Below are 22002 nucleotides of genomic sequence, written 5' to 3'. Positions count from 1 at the left end.
CGTTATTAGTATTCTATTTAAGACATTATACAAACTAATTTATGTTCAAAAAATTCAGTCTGGGCCTATTGGCGTTGGCCAGTGCGCTATCATTTGCGAAGGCACAGGACAAGAAAGATTTTGTAAAATACATCAATTCCCAGCATGATTGGGTAGATGCTGTGTTTAATACCTTGACGCCAAAAGAAAAAGTGGCCCAGTTGTTCCTCGTAAGGGCACATACTAATCTAGGTCAGAAATATATTGATTCCGTTGCACAGGTTGTTCAGGATGAACATCTGGGTGGTCTTGTGGTTTTTCAGGGCGGTCCCGTGCGCCATGCGGACATGTTCAATCGTTATCAGTCTTTATCTAAAGTGCCCTTAATGATCACTTTTGATGGAGAATGGGGGCTTGGTATGCGTATGCCGGATTCTACGTTGTCATTCCCTTATCAGATGACGCTCGGTGCTGTGCAGGACAATCAATTGATCTACCGCATGGGACGTGAGGTTGCGCTGGATTTTCATCGTATCGGTATGCATTTCAATTTTGCACCAGATGTGGACATCAATAACAACCCAAAAAATCCGGTCATAGGTATTCGTTCTTTTGGCGACAATAAATATAATGTCACCAAAAAAGCAAAAGCCTATATGGACGGTATGGTGGATGGCGGTATCTTGGCTTCCATTAAGCACTTCCCGGGACACGGTGACACCGATGTAGATTCACACCATGACCTGCCTAAGCTTCCTTTTGATAAAACCAGATTGGATACGCTGGAACTGTACCCTTTCAAAGAACTTATTAAAGCCGGTGCGCCAGCGGTTATGGTTGCGCATATGAATATCCCTGTCTTGGATGATACCCCGAATATGCCATCCTCTATTTCTAAAAAGGTTGTTACAGATCTCTTACGGAATGAACTTGGCTTTAAGGGCTTAACAGTGACTGACGCAATGGACATGAAAGGCGTCAAAAAATTCTTCCCGAATGGTGAGGCCGATGTTCAGGCAATCATTGCCGGACACGATCTCCTTGAGGTATCCGAAAATAGTAAACGCGCCATTGACCTTATTCTGAAAGCTATTGAATCGGGTCGGATCTCACAGGCAGATATTGATGCACGCGTGAAAAGAGTATTGGCTGCTAAACTCTGGTTGGGCCTAGACAAATACCAGGCAACCCCGCAGCAGAATCTGTATGCCGATTTACATAGAGCGTCTGCAGTTCAGCTGATTGATGAATTGTCCAATGCTGCTATTACAGCCCTCAACAGCACCGAAAAATTAAAATCCTTTAAAAAGGATCTACCTACAGCGATTATCAATGTCGGTGTTGCTGCCAATCAAACATTCCAGAACGAACTGGCGTCGGGATTGACCAACGAAACACAATATTTTGTGCCAGACAGCTTGAGCAAAGATGATATGAAACGTCTTGTGAAAGAAATCAAGAAAAACAAGCAATACATCATCGCTGTACACGATACGCGGTTACGCCCACGCCCTACAATGCAATTGAATGAAAATGTACAGGACCTGATGAAGAAGTTTGCAAAGAAATCCATCTTGACCCTATTTACAAATGTATATGCATTAGATGGCGTAGAAGCATCCAAGAAAGCGAAGACAATTTTGCTCGCTTATCAAAATGATGCTTTTATGCAGCTAGCTGCTGCCAAAACAATATTGGGACAAAATGTTCCTAAAGGAAAGTTGCCTGTTACCATCAATAAAAAATTCAAGTACGGACAGGGCAAATAAGGTCGCTATAAAATCACACCAATAAAAGAGCCCTCCTGGATCGCGCTGCTGCCATCAGCACAGCGATCCGGGAGGGCTCTTCTTATTTTTTTATCAATGCCAATCTTGCAGACGAAGATTAGCTCTCCTCATCTTCCTCCCGACTGTCAGAAGGACGACTCTCATTTTTCAGCCGGTCTATTGCAGTGACGACATATTTATAACGTTGATTCTGTTTGATGTCATCATCTGTATATTGGAGTTTATCGGCATCGTATGTGATAAAGATAATTTTGCTTGGATCTTTGATATTGACGTGCTCACCTACGACAAATCGATAGACGACATAACCATAGGCCGATTGACCGTCACTGGCTACATCCGGTTTCTGCCAAAAAAGTGTATTCATTTTTCCGTTGGCGGATGATTTTACCAGCAAGCCGAAAGGAGCGTTTGGTGGAATGCTGTCCAGCCAAGGCATTGTCGGGGGTAAAGCAGGGCTACGATACAGGTCATTTCGCATGGAGTCCTGTAATCCGGCCAAATTGTCCATGAGCGATTTGGAACTGAAATAAATACTTCCTTCTACATCATGTTCTTCGCGTAGGTGGCGTACCTGTCGAGGGATCTGACTTTTGTCGGTCCATCCGGTTTTATTTTCTGTTACACGGTAAGCTCCATGTCCCACATAAAAATGCCGACCATAGGTATGGCGTTGCCACCAGGATACCAGAACCTCATATGCCGCTGCGCGGTTTTTAAATGGAAAGTAAATCTGTGGATTGATATAGTCGATCCAGCCTTCCTGCATCCATTTTACACCATCTGCATAGAGCTCACGATAGGCACTTAGCCCACGTGTTTCCGAGCCAATACTATTGTTTTCCTTATTATCCCATACACCGCATGGACTGATTCCATATTTGACATAAGGTTTTATCCTTTTGATCGCAATGCCGAGGTCACGCACGAGCATGTTCACATTATTGCGTCGCCAGTCTTCAATATTTTCAATGCCATTATTATACTGGGCAAAAGTCAGCTGATCCGGGACGGATGTACTCCGGCTATCGGGATAAGGGTAAAAATAATCGTCAAAATGGATACCATCCACATCGTAATTCTTGACAACATCCATAATGACATCGATGATATATTTACGGACATCGGGTAGCCCTGGGTTGAAAAGCTTTTTTCCTGCGTATGTAAAGAACCATTCCGGGTGACGTTTGGTAATATGGTCCTCTGAGAAATGTGCGGGATTCAAGGTGGTTGAGGCCCGATAGGGATTGAACCAGGCATGAAGTTCCATGCCTCTTTTATGTGCTTCCTCAATGGCAAATTCTAAAGGATCATAAAATGGCGACGGGGCTAACCCTTGCTTTCCTGTCAGGTATCTGCTCCAGGGCTCACGACCTTTGCCATAAAAAGCATCTGCTGCAGGCCGCACCTGTAGGATGATTGCATTTAGACCCGCACTACGGTGCTGGTCCAGGAGGTCTATAAATTCCTGCTTTTGCTGGGCAACATTATTGCCCGCTCTGACCGAAGGCCAATCTATATTACCTATGGTTGCAACCCATACACCACGAAACTCTCGCTTAGGTATTTGTTGGGAATATGTTCTGATCGAAAATAAACAGATAAAAAAGGCAAAAAAAGAATATAAATATGTTTTTCCCGTCATTCTATAAATTGTAGCCAACAAAGATAGGGAAGCATTTCTTACTTTTTCCCTAAAAAATGTAAGATGTTTGTTGGATACTTGTTAAAAGAATGTCAGCTTGGTTTTCAAATTGATAATAATGCAAATACAGGTAACATTGTACACTTATTTGTGCTAATTTAGATGCGGTTTTCACAAAAGCTATGAAAAGCGAGCTAACCGCAACAATAAAGATTATGAGCAAAGAACAAATATCCGTTTTTGATATGTTTAAGATTGGTATCGGACCATCCAGTTCGCATACCTTAGGTCCTTGGCGTGCAGCCCAGCAATTTACCCATGTCCTCAAGATAAAAGGTGTATTGAATGAGGTCGAGCAGGTCAAGATTTTGCTTTATGGATCTTTAGCCAAGACCGGTGCTGGACACGGTACAGATATCGCTGTTCTGCTTGGACTGAGTGGCGATGATCCAGTTACCTTCGATGTAGATCAGGTGACACCAAAAGTAGCGCATATCAAAGCGGTAGGCGAACTGGAGGTTGCAGGTGAGCGCACGATCCCATTCTCCTATCAGGAAGACCTCCTGTTTTTGTACACGGAGAGTTTACCCTTCCATCCAAATGCCGTTACTTTTCAGGCTTTCCTGTCAAGTGGTAAAGCCATTACGGAAACCTATTATTCAATCGGTGGTGGATTTGTCGTTCAGGAAAATGATACCGAGAGTGTATTATCTGAAGTGGATCTTCCTTTTCCGGTGGATACCGCACAGGAGCTGCTACACTGGACGATGAAAACAGGCTTGAAGATATCAGAGCTTGTGCTTGAAAATGAGTGTGCATGGCGGGAGGAAAGTGAAACTGTTGCCGGAGTCCTGAATATCTATAAGACGATCTATGAGTGTATCTATCGTGGCTGTCACACGGGTGGTACACTGCCCGGAGGCTTGAATGTGGAACGCAGGGCTGCGAAATTAAATAAAAAATTGATGCAGGGGCGTAGCTACCAAGATTATGAATCATGGATAACGGCAATTCGTGAAGGTGGACAGAATTTTCAATATATCCTGGACTGGGTAAGCTGCTTTGCGCTTGCTGTCAATGAAGAAAATGCTTCTTTTGGACGTGTTGTTACCGCTCCTACCAATGGCGCTTCGGGGGTTATACCAGCCGTTTTGCAGTATTATATTACTTTCCATGACGGTATGCGGGAAAATAGAATTGTGCAGTTTATCCTAACAGCTTCGGAGATCGGATCCATCTTTAAAAAGAATGCGACTATTTCAGCTGCCATGGGTGGCTGTCAGGCCGAAATTGGGGTATCCTCAGCAATGGCTGCCGGTGCGCTGACAGAAGTGCTGGGCGGATCACAACGGCAGGTGCTGATGGCAGCGGAGATCGCCATGGAACACCATCTCGGATTGACCTGCGATCCGATCGGAGGACTGGTACAGATCCCTTGTATCGAACGCAATACTATGGGGGCGATAAAAGCGATTACAGCAGCGCAGCTGGCTTTACAGTCAAATCCTGACAAAGCCAAAGTAAGCTTGGATACCGTGGTCAAAACCATGTGGGAGACCGCTTTGGATATGAATGCCAAATATAAAGAAACTGCAGATGGCGGCTTGGCAGTCAATATTCCATTGAGTTTGCCGGAATGTTAAGGTTCAACTGAGTCTTCTTGTTTTTTGTATCTTTGCTGCAGTAGAATATATATACTCATAATTAGTATACGCGAATGAAATATTGTGCAATCGCCTCCGGAAGTAATGGAAACTGTTATTATATCGCCAAAGATGATTCGGCGATCTTAATTGATGCTGGTATCAACAGTAAACATATTCATCTCCGGATGTATAATCTCGGGATTATTCCGACCCAGATTAAAGCAATTTTCATTACGCACGAACACTCCGATCATATCCGCGGATTGTCTGTTTTTGCAAAAAAATACAATCTGCCCGTATATATCACGAAGGGAAGTTATGAAGGATCCAGACTACATCTACCATCCCACCTGGTCAATATCATTGCGCCCAATGAGGAGGTCGAAATAGGAGGACTTAAAATTTATGGCATCCCCAAATATCATGATGCAAAAGAACCCTGTAGTTTCCTTGTCTCCGATGGCGTTCATAATATCGGTGTGCTGACCGATATTGGGCGGCCCTGTGAAAATGTGCAACATGTGATCCAACATTCGGATATTCTCTTGCTGGAATCCAATTACGATGAGGATATGTTGCATACGGGAAGATATTCCTATTTTTTGAAGAATAGGATCAGCAGCGGATGGGGGCATCTTTCCAATCGTGTTGCGGTTGAATTATTCAATCAATATAAAACCGATCGTCTCAAACATCTGATCTTAACACACCTTTCTGGTGAAAATAATACGGTTGATCTTGTTCATGCGACATTTGAGCCCCATTGTGAGCGTATCAAACTTCATGTGGCTACACGTTATCAAGAAACGGAATTGTTTGATATTACCCAGATCTTAAATAAACAAACGGTCTCATCACCGACGGCCTGTTTGGGATAATTAAGAAGGCTGCTTCTAGTAAAGCAACCGCTCCTCATATAGTCGATCACCAGTCCGAATAAACTCACCACGACTCCTGATAAAATCAACGATCACTCTACCTTTTTTGCTGATATCGATCCGCTATGGGGCGCCCTCATGGAATCAACTAAAGAAACCGTCCGGCTGATTTAATTAATCAAGATCTTGTAAGTTCTTATTTTACAATTGGATTTCGTAAAAAAATCATAGAAAACTCCAGAAGCGAAAAAATTAAAATTTAGTTGATATCCAAATAATTCCTTTTATATTTGCTTTGTTTTTAATCAGTCTAAATTATTTAACAAGAATTTGCTGGTCTAATTAAAGACAAAAACACCATGCGATAGACGGCAATCTATCACATGGCGAAAAGCTACAGACAGCGGCAACTGTCTCTAGTTGACTGAAGCAGCTCGCTGCTCCAGTTGCTTCCGATATAGGATATGGAAGAACTTGCAAGATAACGAAATTTGCGGTTTTATTTGTTAACCGGTTTGTTTTTTTAACCTGCGAGCTCCTCCATAATAAGTTGAAAAACTATACGCATCAATCAACATATTATGAAAATTTTGACATCACTCTTTGCATTCCTTACAGTATTGTTTTACTGTAACAGCAGTTCCGCTCACGCACTTTGGATAGAATCCGCTCCTCATGGTACAGTCAATCAGTCGCATGATGTAAAAGTCTATTATGGTGAATATGTTACCAATGAAAGAGATCAGATTGAAAAATGGTATTCTGATGTGAAGGATTTCACCTTGTTATTGTATGTTCCGGGAAAAGCCCCTGTTAAAGTACAATTGACCAATAAAGGAGATCATTTCAGCGGTTCATTCCAACCGACTGAGCAAGGAACTTACTTTTTATCGATCGTAAAGGCACCTAAAGATCTGGGTGGCCAGACAAAATATGAGTTTTCTTCACTAATGCCCGTTGTCATTGGCAAATCAAGCAAATTGGACTACAGTGCATTAAAAAATCCATTACAGGTTGAGTTGCTCAATTCAGCAAATGCAAAAAAAGGCGCTAGCTTACAGGCTAAGATAACCAGCGAAGGAAAAGTAGTTCCAAATGCGAAAGTATCTGTTTTCTCGTCCACAGGCTGGGGAAAAGAATTTGTAGCTGATGCCAATGGTGTTGTTACCTTCGATGCCCTTTGGGCTGGAGCTTATGTACTCGAAGCAAGTACATTTGTCGAAAAAGCAGGTGAGCATGAGGGAAAACCCTATGCATCGTCTTGGCAGGGAAGTACAACCTTTTTTGCAGTAAAATAAAAATTGATACCTACAACGTAGATGGATTCATTTTAAATCTCACATTCAAAATGAATCCATTCTTTATTACATATCTACCAGTGAAATACGCATGAATAAAACTTTATCCTTTCTAGCTATTCCGATGATCAGCTCAATTTTTTCTGTGGCGCAGGCGCAGAGCAAATTGAAGATTGACGGTATCCTTGTCAATGAAAAATCCGAACCTATTTCGGGTGCAACAATTAAACTATCGAATACAGGTGTAACGACCAGTACCGATAGTGATGGACACTTCACTTTTTATAAACTTGCTCCGAATACGTATACGATCGAGATCAAAGCATTTGGTTACAGCAAACATACGATGACAGCAGTCCTTAATGGAGAAGATAGTCGTCTGGGGCAGATTAAGCTCAGCAACCAGTCTGAGTCTATCGATGAGGTTGCCGTTTATGGAAAATATTATCAGAACTATAAATTCGACAGCATATCCGGATCACTACGTTTAAAGACACCAATTTTGGAGCTGCCACAAAATATCCAGGTAGTTTCTTCAGATCTGATGGCCGATCAACAGGTTTTCGACATTGTTGATGGCATCACACGTAATATCAGCGGTGCAACACGTCAGGGACACTGGGACAATCAATACGCCAATATCCGCATGCGCGGATCCAAGATCCCTGCTTTCCGTAATGGTATGAATATCGAGGCTTCATGGGGGCCTACCGCGGAGGATGTATCCATGATCGAACGTATCGAGTTTGTCAAAGGTCCAGCGGGTTTTATGCTTGCTAGTGGTGAGCCGGGAGGTTTCTACAATGTCGTCACCAAAAAACCGACAGGTCATACCAAAGGATCCGTGACACTCAATACCGGAAGTTTTGATCTATACCGCGGCGCTGTCGATTTGGATGGAAAGATTACCAAAAGCAATAAATTAATTTACCGCCTGAACGTTGCAGGTCAGAAAAAAAAGTTCTTTACCAAATACAATAATAGTGATCGTCTTGTCATCGCTCCGGTATTGACGTATAATATCGACTCATTGACCGCTATTACGGCAGAATATACCTTTCAGGGATCTTCTTACTTAAGTAATGGAAATTATACCTTTTCACCAAAGGGTTTTGCTGACCCAGGTATTGCCAACGACTTTTTCTATGGTGATCCGGGGATGGAACCCGGTAAACTGAGAGATCATAGCGCCTATCTTTATTTTGATCGAAAACTTAGCCAAAAGTGGAAATTCCATGCGCAAGCCGCTTATTTTAATTTCGACATGAAAGCAACCAGTACCTGGTTGAACTATATGACAGCGGAAGGAAATATGCCGCGATACTATAGTACAGCAGATGAGCATGGTGAAAATAAATTTGGACAGCTCTCCCTTAATGGTGAGGAGCGAACAGGTAGTATTAGACATCGGATCTTGGCAGGTGTGGATTATGGTAATAAAAAATTCTGGGGCGATTTTAGTCCCATATTGGATTCGATCCCTTCAGTTCCACTCAATGTTTATAATCCTGTTTATGGTATTCCTGAGTCCGTCTTTCCAAAGGTTGACCGTACCTTGAGCATTAAGGAACGGGCAAAGAGCCAAATGTATATTACAAGCTCCTCATATACTTCCTTCTATGTTCATGACGAGATGGCATTCCTCGAGGATCGTCTTAAATTATCTTTGGGACTGCGTTTTACCACATCCAGTGTAGTTTCAAAAACAGGTGCAGATCCGGTAAAGGACAAGGTGTGGAGCCCACGGGTAGGATTAAACTATTTGGTCACGCCTTCAACAAGTGTTTATGCCCTGTTTGACCAGTCCTTTGTACCTGTACCGGGAGCTGACTGGGAAGGCAATGCTTTCAAGCCAATACGCGGCAATAGCATGGAAGCCGGTGTGAAGAAGGAATGGGCTGGCGGAAAATGGATTTCTACATTGAGTGCTTATCAGATCAAACGCAAGAATGCAACGGCTACAGACTTTGACCATCCACTTCCCAATGGCAACGGTTATTTCATGATGCAGTTGGGTGAGACAACGACCAAAGGAATTGAGTTTGATATCACGGGTGAAATTGTTAAGGGATTAAATGTCAATGCGAATTATGCATTGACGGACTCTAAAATCTCAAAAGATACTAAAGTGGAAAACATAGGAAATATAACCCCTAATACGGCAAAGCATACCGCGAATGCTTGGGTAACCTATCGTTTGCAACAAGGTCCATTAAAAGGTGTTGGTTTTATTGGAAGTGTTCAGGGGATGTTTGATCGTGCTATTGGTACAACAAAGGAATCTAATTTTAAGAATTACTTACGTACAGATGGTGGTATTAGCTACCAACGAAACCGATATAATATTTCTTTGATGGTCAATAACTTACTAGACAACCGTAAGCTGATGACTGCCGGATCAACAACTGCGAAAAATGCTAAAATTGAGAACAGTGTTATGTACTATACTTATATCGTTGAGGCAAGACGCAACTTCCGTCTAGGTGTAACCTACAAGTTTTAATTAAGCGATTCTATATAAATCATTTATACGATGTATAGCACACTTTTAATAATTATACTTATTGGCGCTTACCTCTTTTACAACAGCAGTAAAAAAGTGAAGTTCCAGCATAGACCCGAGTGGTTGAAAAAGCTTTGCGCGCAGACTCAGTCTGTGCGTATCTTGAGTATTGGTCTGCTACTTTTACCATTTGCGGTAATCCTTTATGTACAGGGTTTTGGTGCTGGATTCTTTGCTTTTTTTGCCTATGTCATGTGCATGATGAGTCTTGTCGTTTTATTGAACCCTTACCGTTATTTAACAGGGTACCAAGTTCTCGGATTGTATGCCGTCAGTCTCTGTGTTGAATTTTTGATATCCTAATTGATTTCTTATGCCAGCAAATAAAAAATACCTGAGTTCGCCCTTGCAACGATTCCTGAAGATTACGGCCGGATTTATCGGCGGTTATGTTGTTATGCTCTCTTTTCATGTATTGTTGACTAACCTTTTTGAGAAAAAAGATGTTGTGATGACTGCCGGATTTACAGGTTATCTACTTTGGGCGGTTCTGATGCTCCTGGCTTTTCTTTCCAAAAGCGGATGGAAAATATGGGGAATTTATTTACTCTTGGCGGTGGTTTTTTCGTTGCCATATTTGTTAAAGATGTAATCAATCATGAACAACAGAAATTACAATATCTATTTTAATACCCATACCATCAGTGGCATTATCATCTGTGCGCTCCTGTACGTGATATTTTTTGCAGGTTCCTTTGCCTTTTTTAGAAATGAGATTGCAGCCTGGCAAAATAATGCGTCGTACAAAACATACAAGGAAAACCATCAGAGCTTCGACAAGCTTCTGGATTCTCTAAAGGGTGAAGCCAACCTCCATGGGCGTGATATCAACTTCTATATGCACCGGGAGGGGACTTCTGCTTATGTGGGGTACACCGCGTCAAACGACACGATACTCAATAAGGAAAACCTATCCAAGATTACGCCTGAACAGAAAGCGGAAAAAAAGAAAGGCCGGAGAAGGAGAGGTGGAGATGATGATTCGAAAAATTTCACCTATAATTTTGTCAATCAAAAAGTAGGAGACTATGCGCAGAACTATGATATGGGCGAGTTTTTATTCCGCTTACATTTTCTGGCCCAACTCAATCAAGTACCCATTAGCATAGGAATAGCGCCGTTCGGATACCTCGTTGCCGGAATTACAGCCTTTATCTTTTTATTTGCACTGATCACAGGGCTATTATTGCATTGGGACAAATTAGTGTCGAACTTTTTCGTGTTTAGGCCATTCAGCAAATGGAAGACTGTCTGGACAGATATGCACACCGCCCTAGGGGTGATTGGGTTCCCTTTTCAGTTTATTTTTGCCGTTACAGGTACATTTCTGATTGTTAATTCAGTTTTGGCATTGCCTTTCAGCAAATTGCTGTACGATGGCGATCAGCAGAAAATGTATCAGGATATTGGTGTATCCGCTAAGGAGGACTATGCGTATAGCTATAAATCCTTGAATAAGGATGTGAAAATCGCTCCTTTCTTGGACATGGCAAAGACAAAGTGGCCGGAAAGCGAGTTTCATCGTATTGTCGTAAAAAACTATGCGGACTCAAATATGCATGTTATCATGGAGCTTGAACCGCATTTTAACAGCAGCTTTGCCGGATCTGGAATATTGACCATGAAGGTGGCCGATAATAAAATTGTAGAAGAGAAATCACCCTTAACAGGGGCGAGCTATGGGGACTATGTCCGCAGTATTATCTACCGTTTGCATTATGGCGACTATGGTGGATATCCGCTCAAAATGGTCTATTTTATCTTGGGAGTAATGGGCTGTCTGGTTATTATTTCAGGAATTCTGATCTGGTTGGTTGCGCGGGATAAAAACAATGTCATTCCAAGAAAACGCAAATTCAACTTTTGGGCTGCTAATGTTTTTACGGCGATATGTTTGACGATGCTCCCGGTTACAGCGATTACATTTGTTGCGATCAAAGTCAGTCCTAAAGTTGATCAGGACTTTATTTATCGGGTCTATTTTTACGCATGGTTGCTGCTGTCACTTTACTATATCATTCGTCGCAGTATAAGAAGGACAAATCGCGAAACGCTATTGGTTGGAAGCATCCTTGCATTTGTCGTCCCGATAGCCAATGGCCTGGTGACACATAATTGGCTTTGGAAAACATTTGTTGACGGTCAACGTGATTTATTTGTTGTCGATTTTCTTTGGTTGATGATTGGTATCATCGGATTATTGGCCTTCTATAAGACAAAAAAATTCTTTCAAAAAATTCAGTAATTAGAAGGCGTCCTTTTAAGACGCCTTTATTATTTGGAGGCTTTCTCAAAGCTCCTTTTGATGCTTTTTACCCTAAGATTTCGCTCCTTAATGTAGAAATTCTTAGGGCAAACATATAATTCCAAGTCATATATTGCATCTCGTTGGGTACCTATACATTACGTATTATAAAAAATATGCAAAGGGGTTGCTTGAATAAGGCAGCCCCTTGCATATATAAGATACAGCTAAAGCGCCTATAAAGTACTTTTGGTCTTATACAATTTGGGCGGAGGTACGGTACTGGACGGGTAGCGCGTTTCCGCTGATCTGTTGCCCCTTGTTCGATAGTTGTTCGGAGATCCTTCGGGTGTGCGTTGCTACTGCTTCGGGACTGCGTTGGGACAACGTCGGGTTTGGTTTGACTGTTCTTTGGCTGTTGTTTGCCCTGTTGTCGATGATTGACCGAAGCTGAATCGACCAAATGTCGAACCATTACCAAGGCAATCCCAAGGTTGGGGCGAAGCATGTACGGAGCGTACTCGAATGTTGTTGGCACTTGAACGGACTTGAGGGGACTTTAAGGGAGTTGAAGGGACTTTATGGATCTTAGCTATCTTGGTCGTATGTGTTGTTAAAGGGGGTATTGTTTAATTCATACGATTATTGTATTTTTAAAGTATACCAATTTAACTTAATGGGATGAGGAAATCTTCCGGCAAGAGTAAAAAAGAACGCAAACGAGGGGACGCCTATGAGCTGAGTGAAAATAGCAAGTTAACAGGACTTGATTTTACGTACAACTGTAATTTGGCGAGCCGATTGTATCAGATTTTAAAATCGATTTTACGAGTCGCCTGTGAGCGTAGTACCTATTTACGGTTACAAAATGTACTATATGAGGCCGTACGTAATGATCGGGAGCACGATCTCGGGAGCTTACGGCTCGGGTATGGATCAGTACTCCCTTTGAAAGGTTTCCGGTACTCCAAACGGGTCAGCTGGAGCAATTTCTTTATGAATCATCCAATGGTACATTTTGATGAAGCCCAGCAGCAAGTTCAGGTCCAGCTCCATTTGGCAGGCCTCCGTAAATTTGAATTAATTCATGAAAGACTAGTTAAAATAGACATAAAAATATATTGTGTGGTGATTAAACTAGATGATCGCAATACTATATTTTACCATAGCAGTAAAACCTTGGAGCTAAGAAAAGAAGATCACAAAGTGAATCGTGGAATTACTTTTGCAATGGAGGACTGCAAAGATGCTGTTATTTTATGCCTAGCGACAGTTAGGTGTTGGTTGACGACCCCTAATGGGCGTGAAGAATTTATGTCCAACGGTGGGACCTTGATGACTGGTGAAATTTTCGATGCGCTCCTGATCCGTGGCGGTAAGCATACGATATTCCCCGAAGAAAAATCAGATAAACTGCCACCGCCTATCTTACCAAGTCACGATGATGAGGTTGACTGGGATTAACCGATTAGATGACGGCTTTAAAAAAGCGGCCCAATCGCATTAGGTCGTTTGCTGTCTTTTCGTTCCAATCGACGGCATAGTTCAGTCGGATACAATTTTTGAATTGATCATGTTGAGTAAACATTCGGCCTGGAGCAAAGCTCAATTTTTGTTTTAGCGCATAATCGTATAGTACCGTAGAATCAATTTTTGGATCCATTTCCAACCAGAGCACAAAACCACCTTCGGGCTGTGACATTTTGGTGTTCTCGGGAAAATGGGCCTCAATACTGTTTCTAAAATTGATATAATTGCTGTACAACTTCTTTCTAAAGGTGTTGAGATGATGGTCATACCTTCCGATTTGAAGGAACTTGGCCACTGCTTCCTGATAAATAGCCGGCTGCGAGATGGTCTGGATCAGCCTTTGTTTAAGGATCTTGTCTTTGTACTGTCCTGGTTCGACCCAACCGATCCGAAAACTTGGCGCCAATACTTTGGTGACAGATCCGCACCACATGACCAAACCTTCCTCATCAAAGTATTTACAGGGCTTGGGTCTTGAACTTCCGAAATAAATATTTCCATAGAGGTCGTCTTCGATCAAAGGGATATGATGGAAAGCGAGGAGCTTGACAAGTTCTTTTTTATGTTCATCGGGCATAAGTGCACCCAAAGGGTTGCTGAAATTGGAGACAAAGCAGCATACATCGATTTTATGGATTACTTTTTTCAGGGCATCCAGTTCAATACCTGTAATGGGATGTGTCGGTATCTCAATGGTCTTCAATCCCAATACCTGAAACGCCTGAATAAAACCAAAATAGAGCGGACTTTCCACGGCAATGGTATCACCGGGTTTTGTAACCGCGCGGAGACAGCTATAAATGGCATTCATGGCACCCGAGGTGATAATCAGATCTTCGTCGCTTATTTTTCCTTCGAGTACGAGCGACCATTTGGCAATCTCTTTACGTAAAGTCGGACTACCCTGCACCTGTCCGTACTGATCGCCGTAATCGTGCAGTTCGTGTACTGTCTCCAGGATACATTTATTGAGCTTCTGAATGGGGAGCAAAGAAGGGCTGGGCAGTCCCAAAGAGAATCGCGTAATTTCCTTATCCTCCAACGAGTGAAAAACTTTATCAATCAATGCCGCGGGATCTTGCTTCTTTTCATCAATCTTAAATGTTGAGATGGAAGGGATGGACATCCGGCGCTGGCCGGCCAGGCTGACAAAAAAGCCAGATTTGGGGCGAGACTCAATCAGGGATCTGCTCTCGAGCTCCATGTAGGCGCTCTTTGCCGTATTTAAGCTCACATTATACAATTTTTGCGCACTACGGACTGAAGGTAGACGATCACCGTAGGTCAAAGAGCCATTTTTGATCTGGTTCTCAACGATGTTTGCAATTTTTTTATACAATTGTTGCTCCATACTTATACTAATTTACTGTTTCCGGTTGGATTTACCCAATCATGGAAATGACGGATTCCCCTTTTTAGTGCTTCTTCGCTGCCAAACATATTTAAAAGTTGTTGTTCGTAATAAGCCAGCGCTTTGCGCTTAAATACCGTTGATAAGTTTTCGGAAACTTCAGTTCGATAAGAAATTTCAACAGTAAGGCTGTTGTTTTCGGAGACCGTAGCAGAAGAAACAGCTGCTATTTCTTCGTTTTGCGCAAGCAAAAGAAAAGGCATGTGTAGCAAGTTTTTGTTGCTCACTTCGGACTGAACCTTTTTTAGTAGGGAGAGATCAGAGAGATCAACCTGTCTGATGGAATACGATTGATGTGTTGAAGTCGACATGGCAATAAATCTTTTTGCTAATTTAAGAAGGGTACAGGCCGAATTTGAGGTACAGAATTGGGGTAAAACTAGGGTACAGATGAAAAAGTAAAAAATATGATCGGGAGTTGATGGTTTTTAATTTCCATTTAAGATATTTACAATAGTTAATGATATGTCTCAAGACCAATAAATTATGACAGCCTATGCATAACTTGTTCCCGTTATTTATTGCCATGATTACGGCAATCGTATTGCTCGAAATGCTGGCTACGAAACTTCGGGTAGCCTATCCCATTTTATTGGTTTTGGCGGGCTTGATTGTCAGCTTTATTCCAACATTGCCCGTTGTTACGATCGATCCGGATGTTATTTTTCTGATTTTCCTTCCACCCTTGCTATGTGAGGCTGCCTGGTCGATTTCGTATAAGGAGATGAAGAAATGGTGGCGTATAATTGGAAGTTTTGCCTTTTTGGTCGTTTTCTTCACAGCGTTATCTGTTGCGGTGGTTGCCAATCATTATATTCCGGGTTTCACGCTCGCAATGGGATTTCTGTTGGGGGGTATTGTTTCCCCGCCAGATGCCGTCAGTACCGGGGCCATCATGAAGTTTGTGAAAGTTCCAAAATCTACTTCTGCAATCCTGGAAGGGGAGAGTTTGCTGAATGATGCTTCCTCTTTAATTATTGTCCGTTTTGCACTGATAGCCGTGGGTATGGGGCAGTTTGTATGGCAGGAGGCAGCGGTATCGTTTATCTGGATGTTGGTCGGTGGAGTAGGTATCGGTGTTCTGTTGGGTTGGTTTTTTATTCAGGCACATAAACGCCTACCGACGGATGCACCTTCGGATATTGCACTGACCTTGATCGAACCCTATTTTATGTACTGGATTGCCGAGCAGTTTCACAGTTCGGGGGTGCTGGCTGTGGTTGCGGGAAGTCTGTTGATGTCCAACCAGCGGCTTAAATTTCTGAACAGTACCAGTCGGGTGCGGGGGCTGAGTGTCTGGGAGAGTTTTGTGTTTATCCTGAATGGGATTGTATTTTTTATTATCGGTCTTGATCTCCCCGAGATTGTTGCCGGCTTGCGTGCAAATGGTACTTCGCTACGGGAGGCGATCGGTTACGGTCTCTTGGTGACGGCAGTCCTTATCCTTGCCCGTGTGATCAGTGCCTATGCCGCGATGATTGCGACGCTTATCTTTCGTCCAAGTGTGGCACCTAGGGCGCGGTCTTCAAAGCAACGTTTCTTTATGCCGCTATTACTGGGTTGGACGGGGATGCGGGGAGTGGTTTCCCTGGCAGCGGCGCTTTCCATTCCTTTGGTCATGAATGGTACTGTGATTCCGCAGCGGCATCTGATTCTATTTATCACCTTTGTCGTCATTCTCTCAACCCTTTTGGTTCAGGGACTCACTTTACCCTATCTGATCAAGCGAACGAAGCTCTTTGATGCCGTGCTTGCAGATGCGCCTGAAGAAGTTGCCAAACAGCAGATGAAGCAAGGCTTAAAACAGCATGTCTATCAGTTTCTCAAAGATAAATATGAGAAAGAAGAGCATAATCGGGAGGCAATGGAGAGGATTTTGCGACATTGGGAGGAAAAAGTCAATGCTGCAGATGATTCGTGGATGAATGAGCGCACGAAAGTGATTTTCATTGAATTGCTGGATGTGCAGCGTGAATATCTGGAAAAATTGAACAGCGGGTCGGAGATTGATGAAGATCTCATCCGTTCACAGCTCTATCAGATTGATCTGGAGGAAGAGCGCTTGCGCATGATATAATGCCGTGCTATCCTATTGATCTGAATAAATAATAATAATTGTAGCCCTTTGGGCTTGGTACATAAGTTGAATTGCGATGAAAGTTATAATAACAGGGGCCACAGGAATGGTCGGAGAAGGTGTTTTATTGGAATGTCTTCAAAATAATAAAGTAGAGGCGGTATTGAGCATTTCACGTCGTACTGCTGATATACAGCATCCAAAGTTAAAAGAACTTTTGGTTAAGGATTTCACGGATCTTTCCGAAGTTGAGACGGAGATTCGGGGCTATGATGCCTGTTTTTATTGCGCAGGTGTCAGTTCGGTTGGCATGAAGGAGGACAAATACCGCTATATCACCTATGATACGACATTGGCATTTGCAAAATCGCTGTTGAAGATCAATCCCGAAATCAGCTTTATCTACGTGTCGGGTGGGAGTACGGATAGTACCGAGCAAGGGAAGGTGATGTGGGCAAGAGTGAAGGGCAAGACGGAGAATGATCTGGCGAAATTGCCGTTTAAGAAGGAATACAATTTCCGGCCGGGCGGAATGACCACCGTTGCAGGACAGAAACATGCCAATCCATTTTCATTTGTTGCCAAGATTATAAAATTCTTTGCCCCTTCGGCGGTGTTGTCGCTACATGAGGTAGGGCGGGCGATGATTCATGCTGTGGAGCGGGACGATGTAAAAAATATATTGGAAATCAAGGATATCAGGGCATTGGCTTAGTGTATGGATGGACATAAGGTCTTTCGACTGTTATTTCCACTTCCAGTCCAGTTCCTCCTGATAGGCGATATGAAGGCGTTGGCTGAGCGCTGTCAGGAAAGCTTTAAATTCGGCGGTATCTTCGATCTGCTGTTTTGGAAAAAACAGTTGATCGGCCATTTTTAGTTTGATAAAAAATGCGAAAGCCGTTTCGGTGATATATTCAAACTGATCATATTGATATTTGGACTCCATTTGTGTGCTTTTGATCTGGAGATAATTATCTTCAAAGCTGATTGTGTGTAGAATGCCGATCCGATTTTGGAATTCAGGGCTTTTGACATATTTAGTGAAATAGCGCTTGTAGTATATCCCGAGATATTTTGGAAAGAACAGAAAGGCGATTACGCTGACTACGATAATCAGAATGGCCAGTTGACGTTCATAATAGAAAAACGGGATGGCAAGTATCAGCATAAGTAGCATAAACATGAATCGTGATTTTTTGCAAGCTTTAATTATTTGGGGTGATTTGGACATGCTGAACAGTAATGCATCCAGTTGATCTTGCTCGGAAAGGGTTAGTTGAAGTTCTTTCATAAGGTAAATGTATTAAATTGGTGAGATAATCGGAATATTTCCGATTATCTGCAAATAATTTGACATGTCTTTTTAACAACTTACTATTTTTCCAAAGTAATCTTCTATCTCTTCGTTGTATTTTTCGATAAATAACTTTGTAAGTTCCGTAATCTTATAATGGCGGATCGACCTCCTTTGAAGGTATGAAAATAATTTATGTTGTTTCTATATTTCATACCAGTAGAGAGCCGATAATATAAGGTTGGGATTAGTCACGAGCAAGCTTCCAGAGCTTGACTAAACGCAGTAAGAATTATGCTATTCACCAAAAGTAATGCTTTTTGGTGAGTTCATTCACTAAAAAGCATTACTTTTAGTGAATGGAGTGGTAGGATTTGGATTCCGATATTGATTAAATGTAGCCTGACGTACACAGGTATTTATTCTATTTTCTCGACCTGAATAGCACTTGCTATTTTCCCAAAGTAATCTTCCATCTCTTTGTTACATCTTTCGATAAACAGCTTTGTAAGTTGCTGTAATCTAATAATAGCGAATGGATCTCCTTTATAATTGGCATTATATCTAAATTCCTGTTGGGCTTTGATAATTTCTTTAAACAGTTTAACATGGTCGCTATTGTTCAGGCAAAAGGTCGCATGTGCTTCGGGAACAATTAATCGGCAGAGATTCATTAAAAAGTGGAGCCCAACAGTTTGAGGTTTGTATTGTAGAACAGTACTGATAACACCGAGACAGATTTGTTCTAAAACTTGTGATAAGGCATGATATCCACCTTCGATGCAAAAAAGCCAATTGTCTTCAAAAGCATTGTATATGCAGCGGGCATTATTATAGCGATTGCGCCATTGCTGACGTGCATAATCCAGGTCAAGTTGAGGTGCAACGATGCTGTCAGGGTTGGTATTTTCAATTACTGCATTTTGAAACCAGATATCACCGACTTTCATTAGCGATAGAAAGAAAGGATGGCCTTTGGAAAGTTTTTTGATAAAGTGCGTTGTCTCTTCAGTGACGAAGGTCAGCGACACATTTTTCGGCAGCAGATCCATGGTCTTTTGTTGTAGGTTAGCGAGGTCAGTATTTAGGCTATCATACGCGATAAAGAGGTAGTAAGCATACGTTATCTGGTTTTCTTTATTGTTTTGGAGCGGACTATTGTGCTTATGTTGATCGGAATGATAACCGAAGCAGGCGGCTAAGGAAGGGGTGCAGTGTAACTCCAGAACATTTAAGATTAGATCGCGGTAGTTGCTGTTACATTGATTTGTGTTGTAAATAACAGTGTTATTTTTGGATTTTTCAGTCTCCCCGTGCTGCGGTTCTTTGGTGCTAAGTTTTTCTCTGATTTCTTCGAATAAAAGGTTGGAATAATCGTAGATCCAGTTTAACGCATTTATTGCGATTTGGTAAGCTGTTTCTAATAGACTTTTGTCGATCGTATAATCTTGATTGTAACGATAACCAACATAGGCCTCATCAATCTTTTCAAGTGCTTTTTTTTCCTCTTCGCTGTCTATCAATTTGGCCAATTTAGCGTCAAAAGTTTTGAGATGGGCTATGGTACCTCTAAGTGAATGTGATTTCCTTTCATCGTTTAAGAGAAGTTTTTCTGCGGTTCTTAGAGAGAGTTCGATGGCCTGATGGAGCATAAAGGCTGCGTGTGCATGGTTGTTACTATCCAGATAGAAAAAGTGTCCATCTATAAACGATCTGATTTTACTTTTCTCTTGGTCGATATATGATCTGGTTCTTTCGATAACCTCAGCTGGAGTATATTGGGGTAATACAAGTGGAATTTCCTGCGCTGGATTTTGGTAAATGCGATTTTCTGATTGATAAATAAGAGAGGTACGTCCCAATCCTTGGTCGAGTTTTTTTTGTATCTCATGGGTGAAGTGTATTTTGACGTATAAGTCTGGGTGATTCTTGATAATCTTATTAATCGCGGCAAGGGGATCTATGCATCGAATTGCTGTATTTGATAAGCGGTTAATATGCAGTATTTGATATTTCTTACCATCATTGGTGTAAGTCCATTGGTAGATTTCATCGACGGCAATAGCGCGAAGAATAGCTTCGATGATTGGAGTAAGTTCGGTGTCCATAATTGATTGGTTTGGTGTTGTGGTTATTTATCTATTTTTCCTTCATTTAAATGTATGGTTCTCAAAGCAATTGGGAGATCGGAGAGTATCTCTTGAAGGGGTATGAGATCTTCTGAATAACTTAAAAAAGTGCAACTAAAACTTGGGTCTAAGTAGGAAAAGAGGAGTTCGTCTATAGCAGTATGCCAGTCTTTGTGACTTTGATAACTAAACATTTTCGTCAAAAAATCAGGAGGATATACCCCTTCGAGATAATTACAGGAGCAATCAATCTCGTCGCTATGGTTTGGAAGAATATCTTTTATATTCTTTCTTCTTAATCCGGATTTGTTAAATATCAGCCAAGCAAGATCGATAGCTTTACCGAGTTCTAGATAAGTATGCGTCGAGTTAAAATCCTTACAGCGGATCTCTTTGCATAAACACATGTTGATAAAATGCAAGAAATTTTTACTACAGTTTCTTTTATCCTCTGAAAATTTTTTGAGCGTCGACAAGTGGTCATTGAACTGATGTTTATGAAGATATCTAAATTCTCTCCACGTTATTTTTCTACTTTTCTTTTTCATCTCTTTAGGTTATCTGTTTATCAACTATTTTTTGATTGAGGTATTATTCATAAGTATTTATTTTCACATGTATTCATGAGCTCGTTTCACTCGGTTTATGCTGTTTTCGGTGGCTCCAGCGGAAGTGAGAGGATCAGATTTTATCGTTTTAAGTCGCTGTTTTCGCTTGCAGAAACTTCTGATGTCTCCAAACTTTGGTTTTCATCTATTTCATTGCTATTTTCCTGTGCTTCTTTTTGAGCATATTTTTTATCAATACTTTGTTCAATGAACTGTCGTAATTTGGTCTTCTTTTCGGTAGACTGATGAGGCTCATCATTTATAGCTTTTACATAGGAAGGAACATTCAAGGAAATTCCTTCATCTTCATAAATATAGTGTAGAGCGAAAGCGAGGCGAATCAGCAATTCGCGTATGGCAATAATTTGATCACCAAAGTATTCGTAGTTCCCCGAATCGGGTACCGTTAGATAGTGCATGATATCATCCATGGTCTCATACCATTTTTGAAGAGATTGGTAGGAGAAAAACTTACTGATGGTATCCGCAGGAGCTATATGTCCGTTGGTGGTAAATTCCAGTTTAAACAGGTAGTTGTGGTAGTCTTCTTTTGTGGAAAAGAAATCTAATGGGGCTTCTTGTATTGGAAGTTGACATTGGTAAAAAAATACATAAGCTGCTTCAATCTGTTTGATCATCTGTTTGCAATGATATCCGTTTTCAGCAAAGTTGCGATCTGTCATTTCGGGGACAGTTGCTGCGTTGACAAAAAGCTGAATATGATTCATCCAGTAAATAATATTTGTTTCATAGCGATAGAAATCCCTGATATAGATCATTGGATTTTTGACTACATCCTTGCTTAAATAGCGAAAATGTTTCGCTTTTAGTTTCTTTTGCGTATTTTTCATGCTAGGAATGTTTTTTGGTTAAATAGTGTGTTTATAATTATCTTCTGTAAAGCTA

The 22002-nt window shown here is 41.6% G+C and carries 17 protein-coding genes; 11 read left to right on the top strand and 6 right to left on the bottom strand.

Annotated elements, in window-relative coordinates:
• Positions 1-41 precede the first annotated feature (41 nt).
• Positions 42-1748, top strand: coding sequence for a glycoside hydrolase family 3 protein (locus ABFX33_RS22505; RefSeq protein WP_346088411.1), 1707 nt, complete (start codon positions 42-44; stop codon positions 1746-1748).
• A gap of 118 nt (positions 1749-1866) precedes the next feature.
• On the opposite strand, the gene ABFX33_RS22500 is transcribed toward ABFX33_RS22505, so the two are convergent.
• Positions 1867-3414 carry a glycoside hydrolase family 10-like protein gene (locus ABFX33_RS22500; RefSeq protein ID WP_346088409.1) on the bottom strand — a complete coding sequence of 516 codons (1548 nt, stop codon included), beginning with the start codon at positions 3412-3414 and terminating at the stop codon, positions 1867-1869.
• Between the two features lie 215 nt (positions 3415-3629).
• Between ABFX33_RS22500 and ABFX33_RS22495 the strand changes: the two genes are divergently transcribed.
• The 8 genes from ABFX33_RS22495 to ABFX33_RS22460 all read left to right on the top strand — a co-directional run bounded on the left by ABFX33_RS22495 (position 3630) and on the right by ABFX33_RS22460 (position 13508).
• The gene (locus ABFX33_RS22495; RefSeq protein WP_346088407.1) at positions 3630-5057 is read left to right on the top strand and encodes an L-serine ammonia-lyase; all 1428 of its coding nucleotides are present in this window, start codon (positions 3630-3632) and stop codon (positions 5055-5057) included.
• A gap of 74 nt (positions 5058-5131) precedes the next feature.
• Positions 5132-5938 carry an MBL fold metallo-hydrolase gene (locus ABFX33_RS22490; protein WP_257096589.1) on the top strand — a complete coding sequence of 269 codons (807 nt, stop codon included), beginning with the start codon at positions 5132-5134 and terminating at the stop codon, positions 5936-5938.
• A 581-nt stretch (positions 5939-6519) separates the two neighbouring features.
• On the top strand, positions 6520-7236 hold the full coding sequence (locus ABFX33_RS22485) for a DUF4198 domain-containing protein (RefSeq protein ID WP_346088404.1): 717 nt from the start codon (positions 6520-6522) through the stop codon (positions 7234-7236).
• 91 nt (positions 7237-7327) lie between these two features.
• Positions 7328-9739: a TonB-dependent siderophore receptor gene (locus ABFX33_RS22480; protein ID WP_346088402.1), complete on the top strand. Its 2412-nt coding sequence runs from the start codon at positions 7328-7330 to the stop codon at positions 9737-9739.
• Positions 9740-9769: 30 nt separating this feature from the next.
• Complete coding sequence (locus ABFX33_RS22475; protein ID WP_346088400.1) at positions 9770-10102, top strand: hypothetical protein; 333 nt, start codon at positions 9770-9772, stop codon at positions 10100-10102.
• 10 nt (positions 10103-10112) lie between these two features.
• The gene (locus ABFX33_RS22470) at positions 10113-10391 is read left to right on the top strand and encodes a hypothetical protein (RefSeq protein WP_257096602.1); all 279 of its coding nucleotides are present in this window, start codon (positions 10113-10115) and stop codon (positions 10389-10391) included.
• Between the two features lie 6 nt (positions 10392-10397).
• On the top strand, positions 10398-12044 hold the full coding sequence (locus ABFX33_RS22465; RefSeq protein ID WP_346088398.1) for a PepSY-associated TM helix domain-containing protein: 1647 nt from the start codon (positions 10398-10400) through the stop codon (positions 12042-12044).
• A gap of 681 nt (positions 12045-12725) precedes the next feature.
• Complete coding sequence (locus ABFX33_RS22460) at positions 12726-13508, top strand: hypothetical protein (RefSeq protein WP_346088396.1); 783 nt, start codon at positions 12726-12728, stop codon at positions 13506-13508.
• Between the two features lie 4 nt (positions 13509-13512).
• Here ABFX33_RS22460 and ABFX33_RS22455 read toward each other — a convergent pair whose 3' ends face one another.
• Positions 13513-14925, bottom strand: coding sequence for an aminotransferase-like domain-containing protein (locus tag ABFX33_RS22455; RefSeq protein WP_346088394.1), 1413 nt, complete (start codon positions 14923-14925; stop codon positions 13513-13515).
• A gap of 2 nt (positions 14926-14927) precedes the next feature.
• Positions 14928-15296 carry a hypothetical protein gene (locus ABFX33_RS22450; protein WP_346088392.1) on the bottom strand — a complete coding sequence of 123 codons (369 nt, stop codon included), beginning with the start codon at positions 15294-15296 and terminating at the stop codon, positions 14928-14930.
• Between the two features lie 185 nt (positions 15297-15481).
• On the opposite strand from ABFX33_RS22450, the gene ABFX33_RS22445 reads away from it, so the two are divergent.
• Positions 15482-17062 carry a Na+/H+ antiporter gene (locus ABFX33_RS22445; RefSeq protein WP_346088390.1) on the top strand — a complete coding sequence of 527 codons (1581 nt, stop codon included), beginning with the start codon at positions 15482-15484 and terminating at the stop codon, positions 17060-17062.
• A gap of 76 nt (positions 17063-17138) precedes the next feature.
• Positions 17139-17777, top strand: a complete 639-nt coding sequence (locus ABFX33_RS22440; protein WP_257096621.1) for an NAD-dependent epimerase/dehydratase family protein — start codon at positions 17139-17141, stop codon at positions 17775-17777.
• A gap of 30 nt (positions 17778-17807) precedes the next feature.
• On the opposite strand, the gene ABFX33_RS22435 is transcribed toward ABFX33_RS22440, so the two are convergent.
• From ABFX33_RS22435 to ABFX33_RS22425, 3 genes are all read right to left on the bottom strand, one after another.
• Positions 17808-18356 carry a YcxB family protein gene (locus tag ABFX33_RS22435; RefSeq protein ID WP_346088388.1) on the bottom strand — a complete coding sequence of 183 codons (549 nt, stop codon included), beginning with the start codon at positions 18354-18356 and terminating at the stop codon, positions 17808-17810.
• 422 nt (positions 18357-18778) lie between these two features.
• Complete coding sequence (locus ABFX33_RS22430) at positions 18779-20467, bottom strand: HEPN domain-containing protein (RefSeq protein WP_346088386.1); 1689 nt, start codon at positions 20465-20467, stop codon at positions 18779-18781.
• A 709-nt stretch (positions 20468-21176) separates the two neighbouring features.
• Positions 21177-21947 (bottom strand): hypothetical protein, encoded by a 771-nt coding sequence (locus tag ABFX33_RS22425; RefSeq protein ID WP_346088384.1) that lies wholly within the window; start codon positions 21945-21947, stop codon positions 21177-21179.
• Positions 21948-22002: the final 55 nt, after the last annotated feature.

It is taken from the genome of Sphingobacterium ginsenosidimutans (assembly GCF_039536865.1).
Lineage (GTDB): Bacteria > Bacteroidota > Bacteroidia > Sphingobacteriales > Sphingobacteriaceae > Sphingobacterium > Sphingobacterium detergens.
This window is presented reverse-complemented; position numbering and strand designations above follow the sequence as displayed.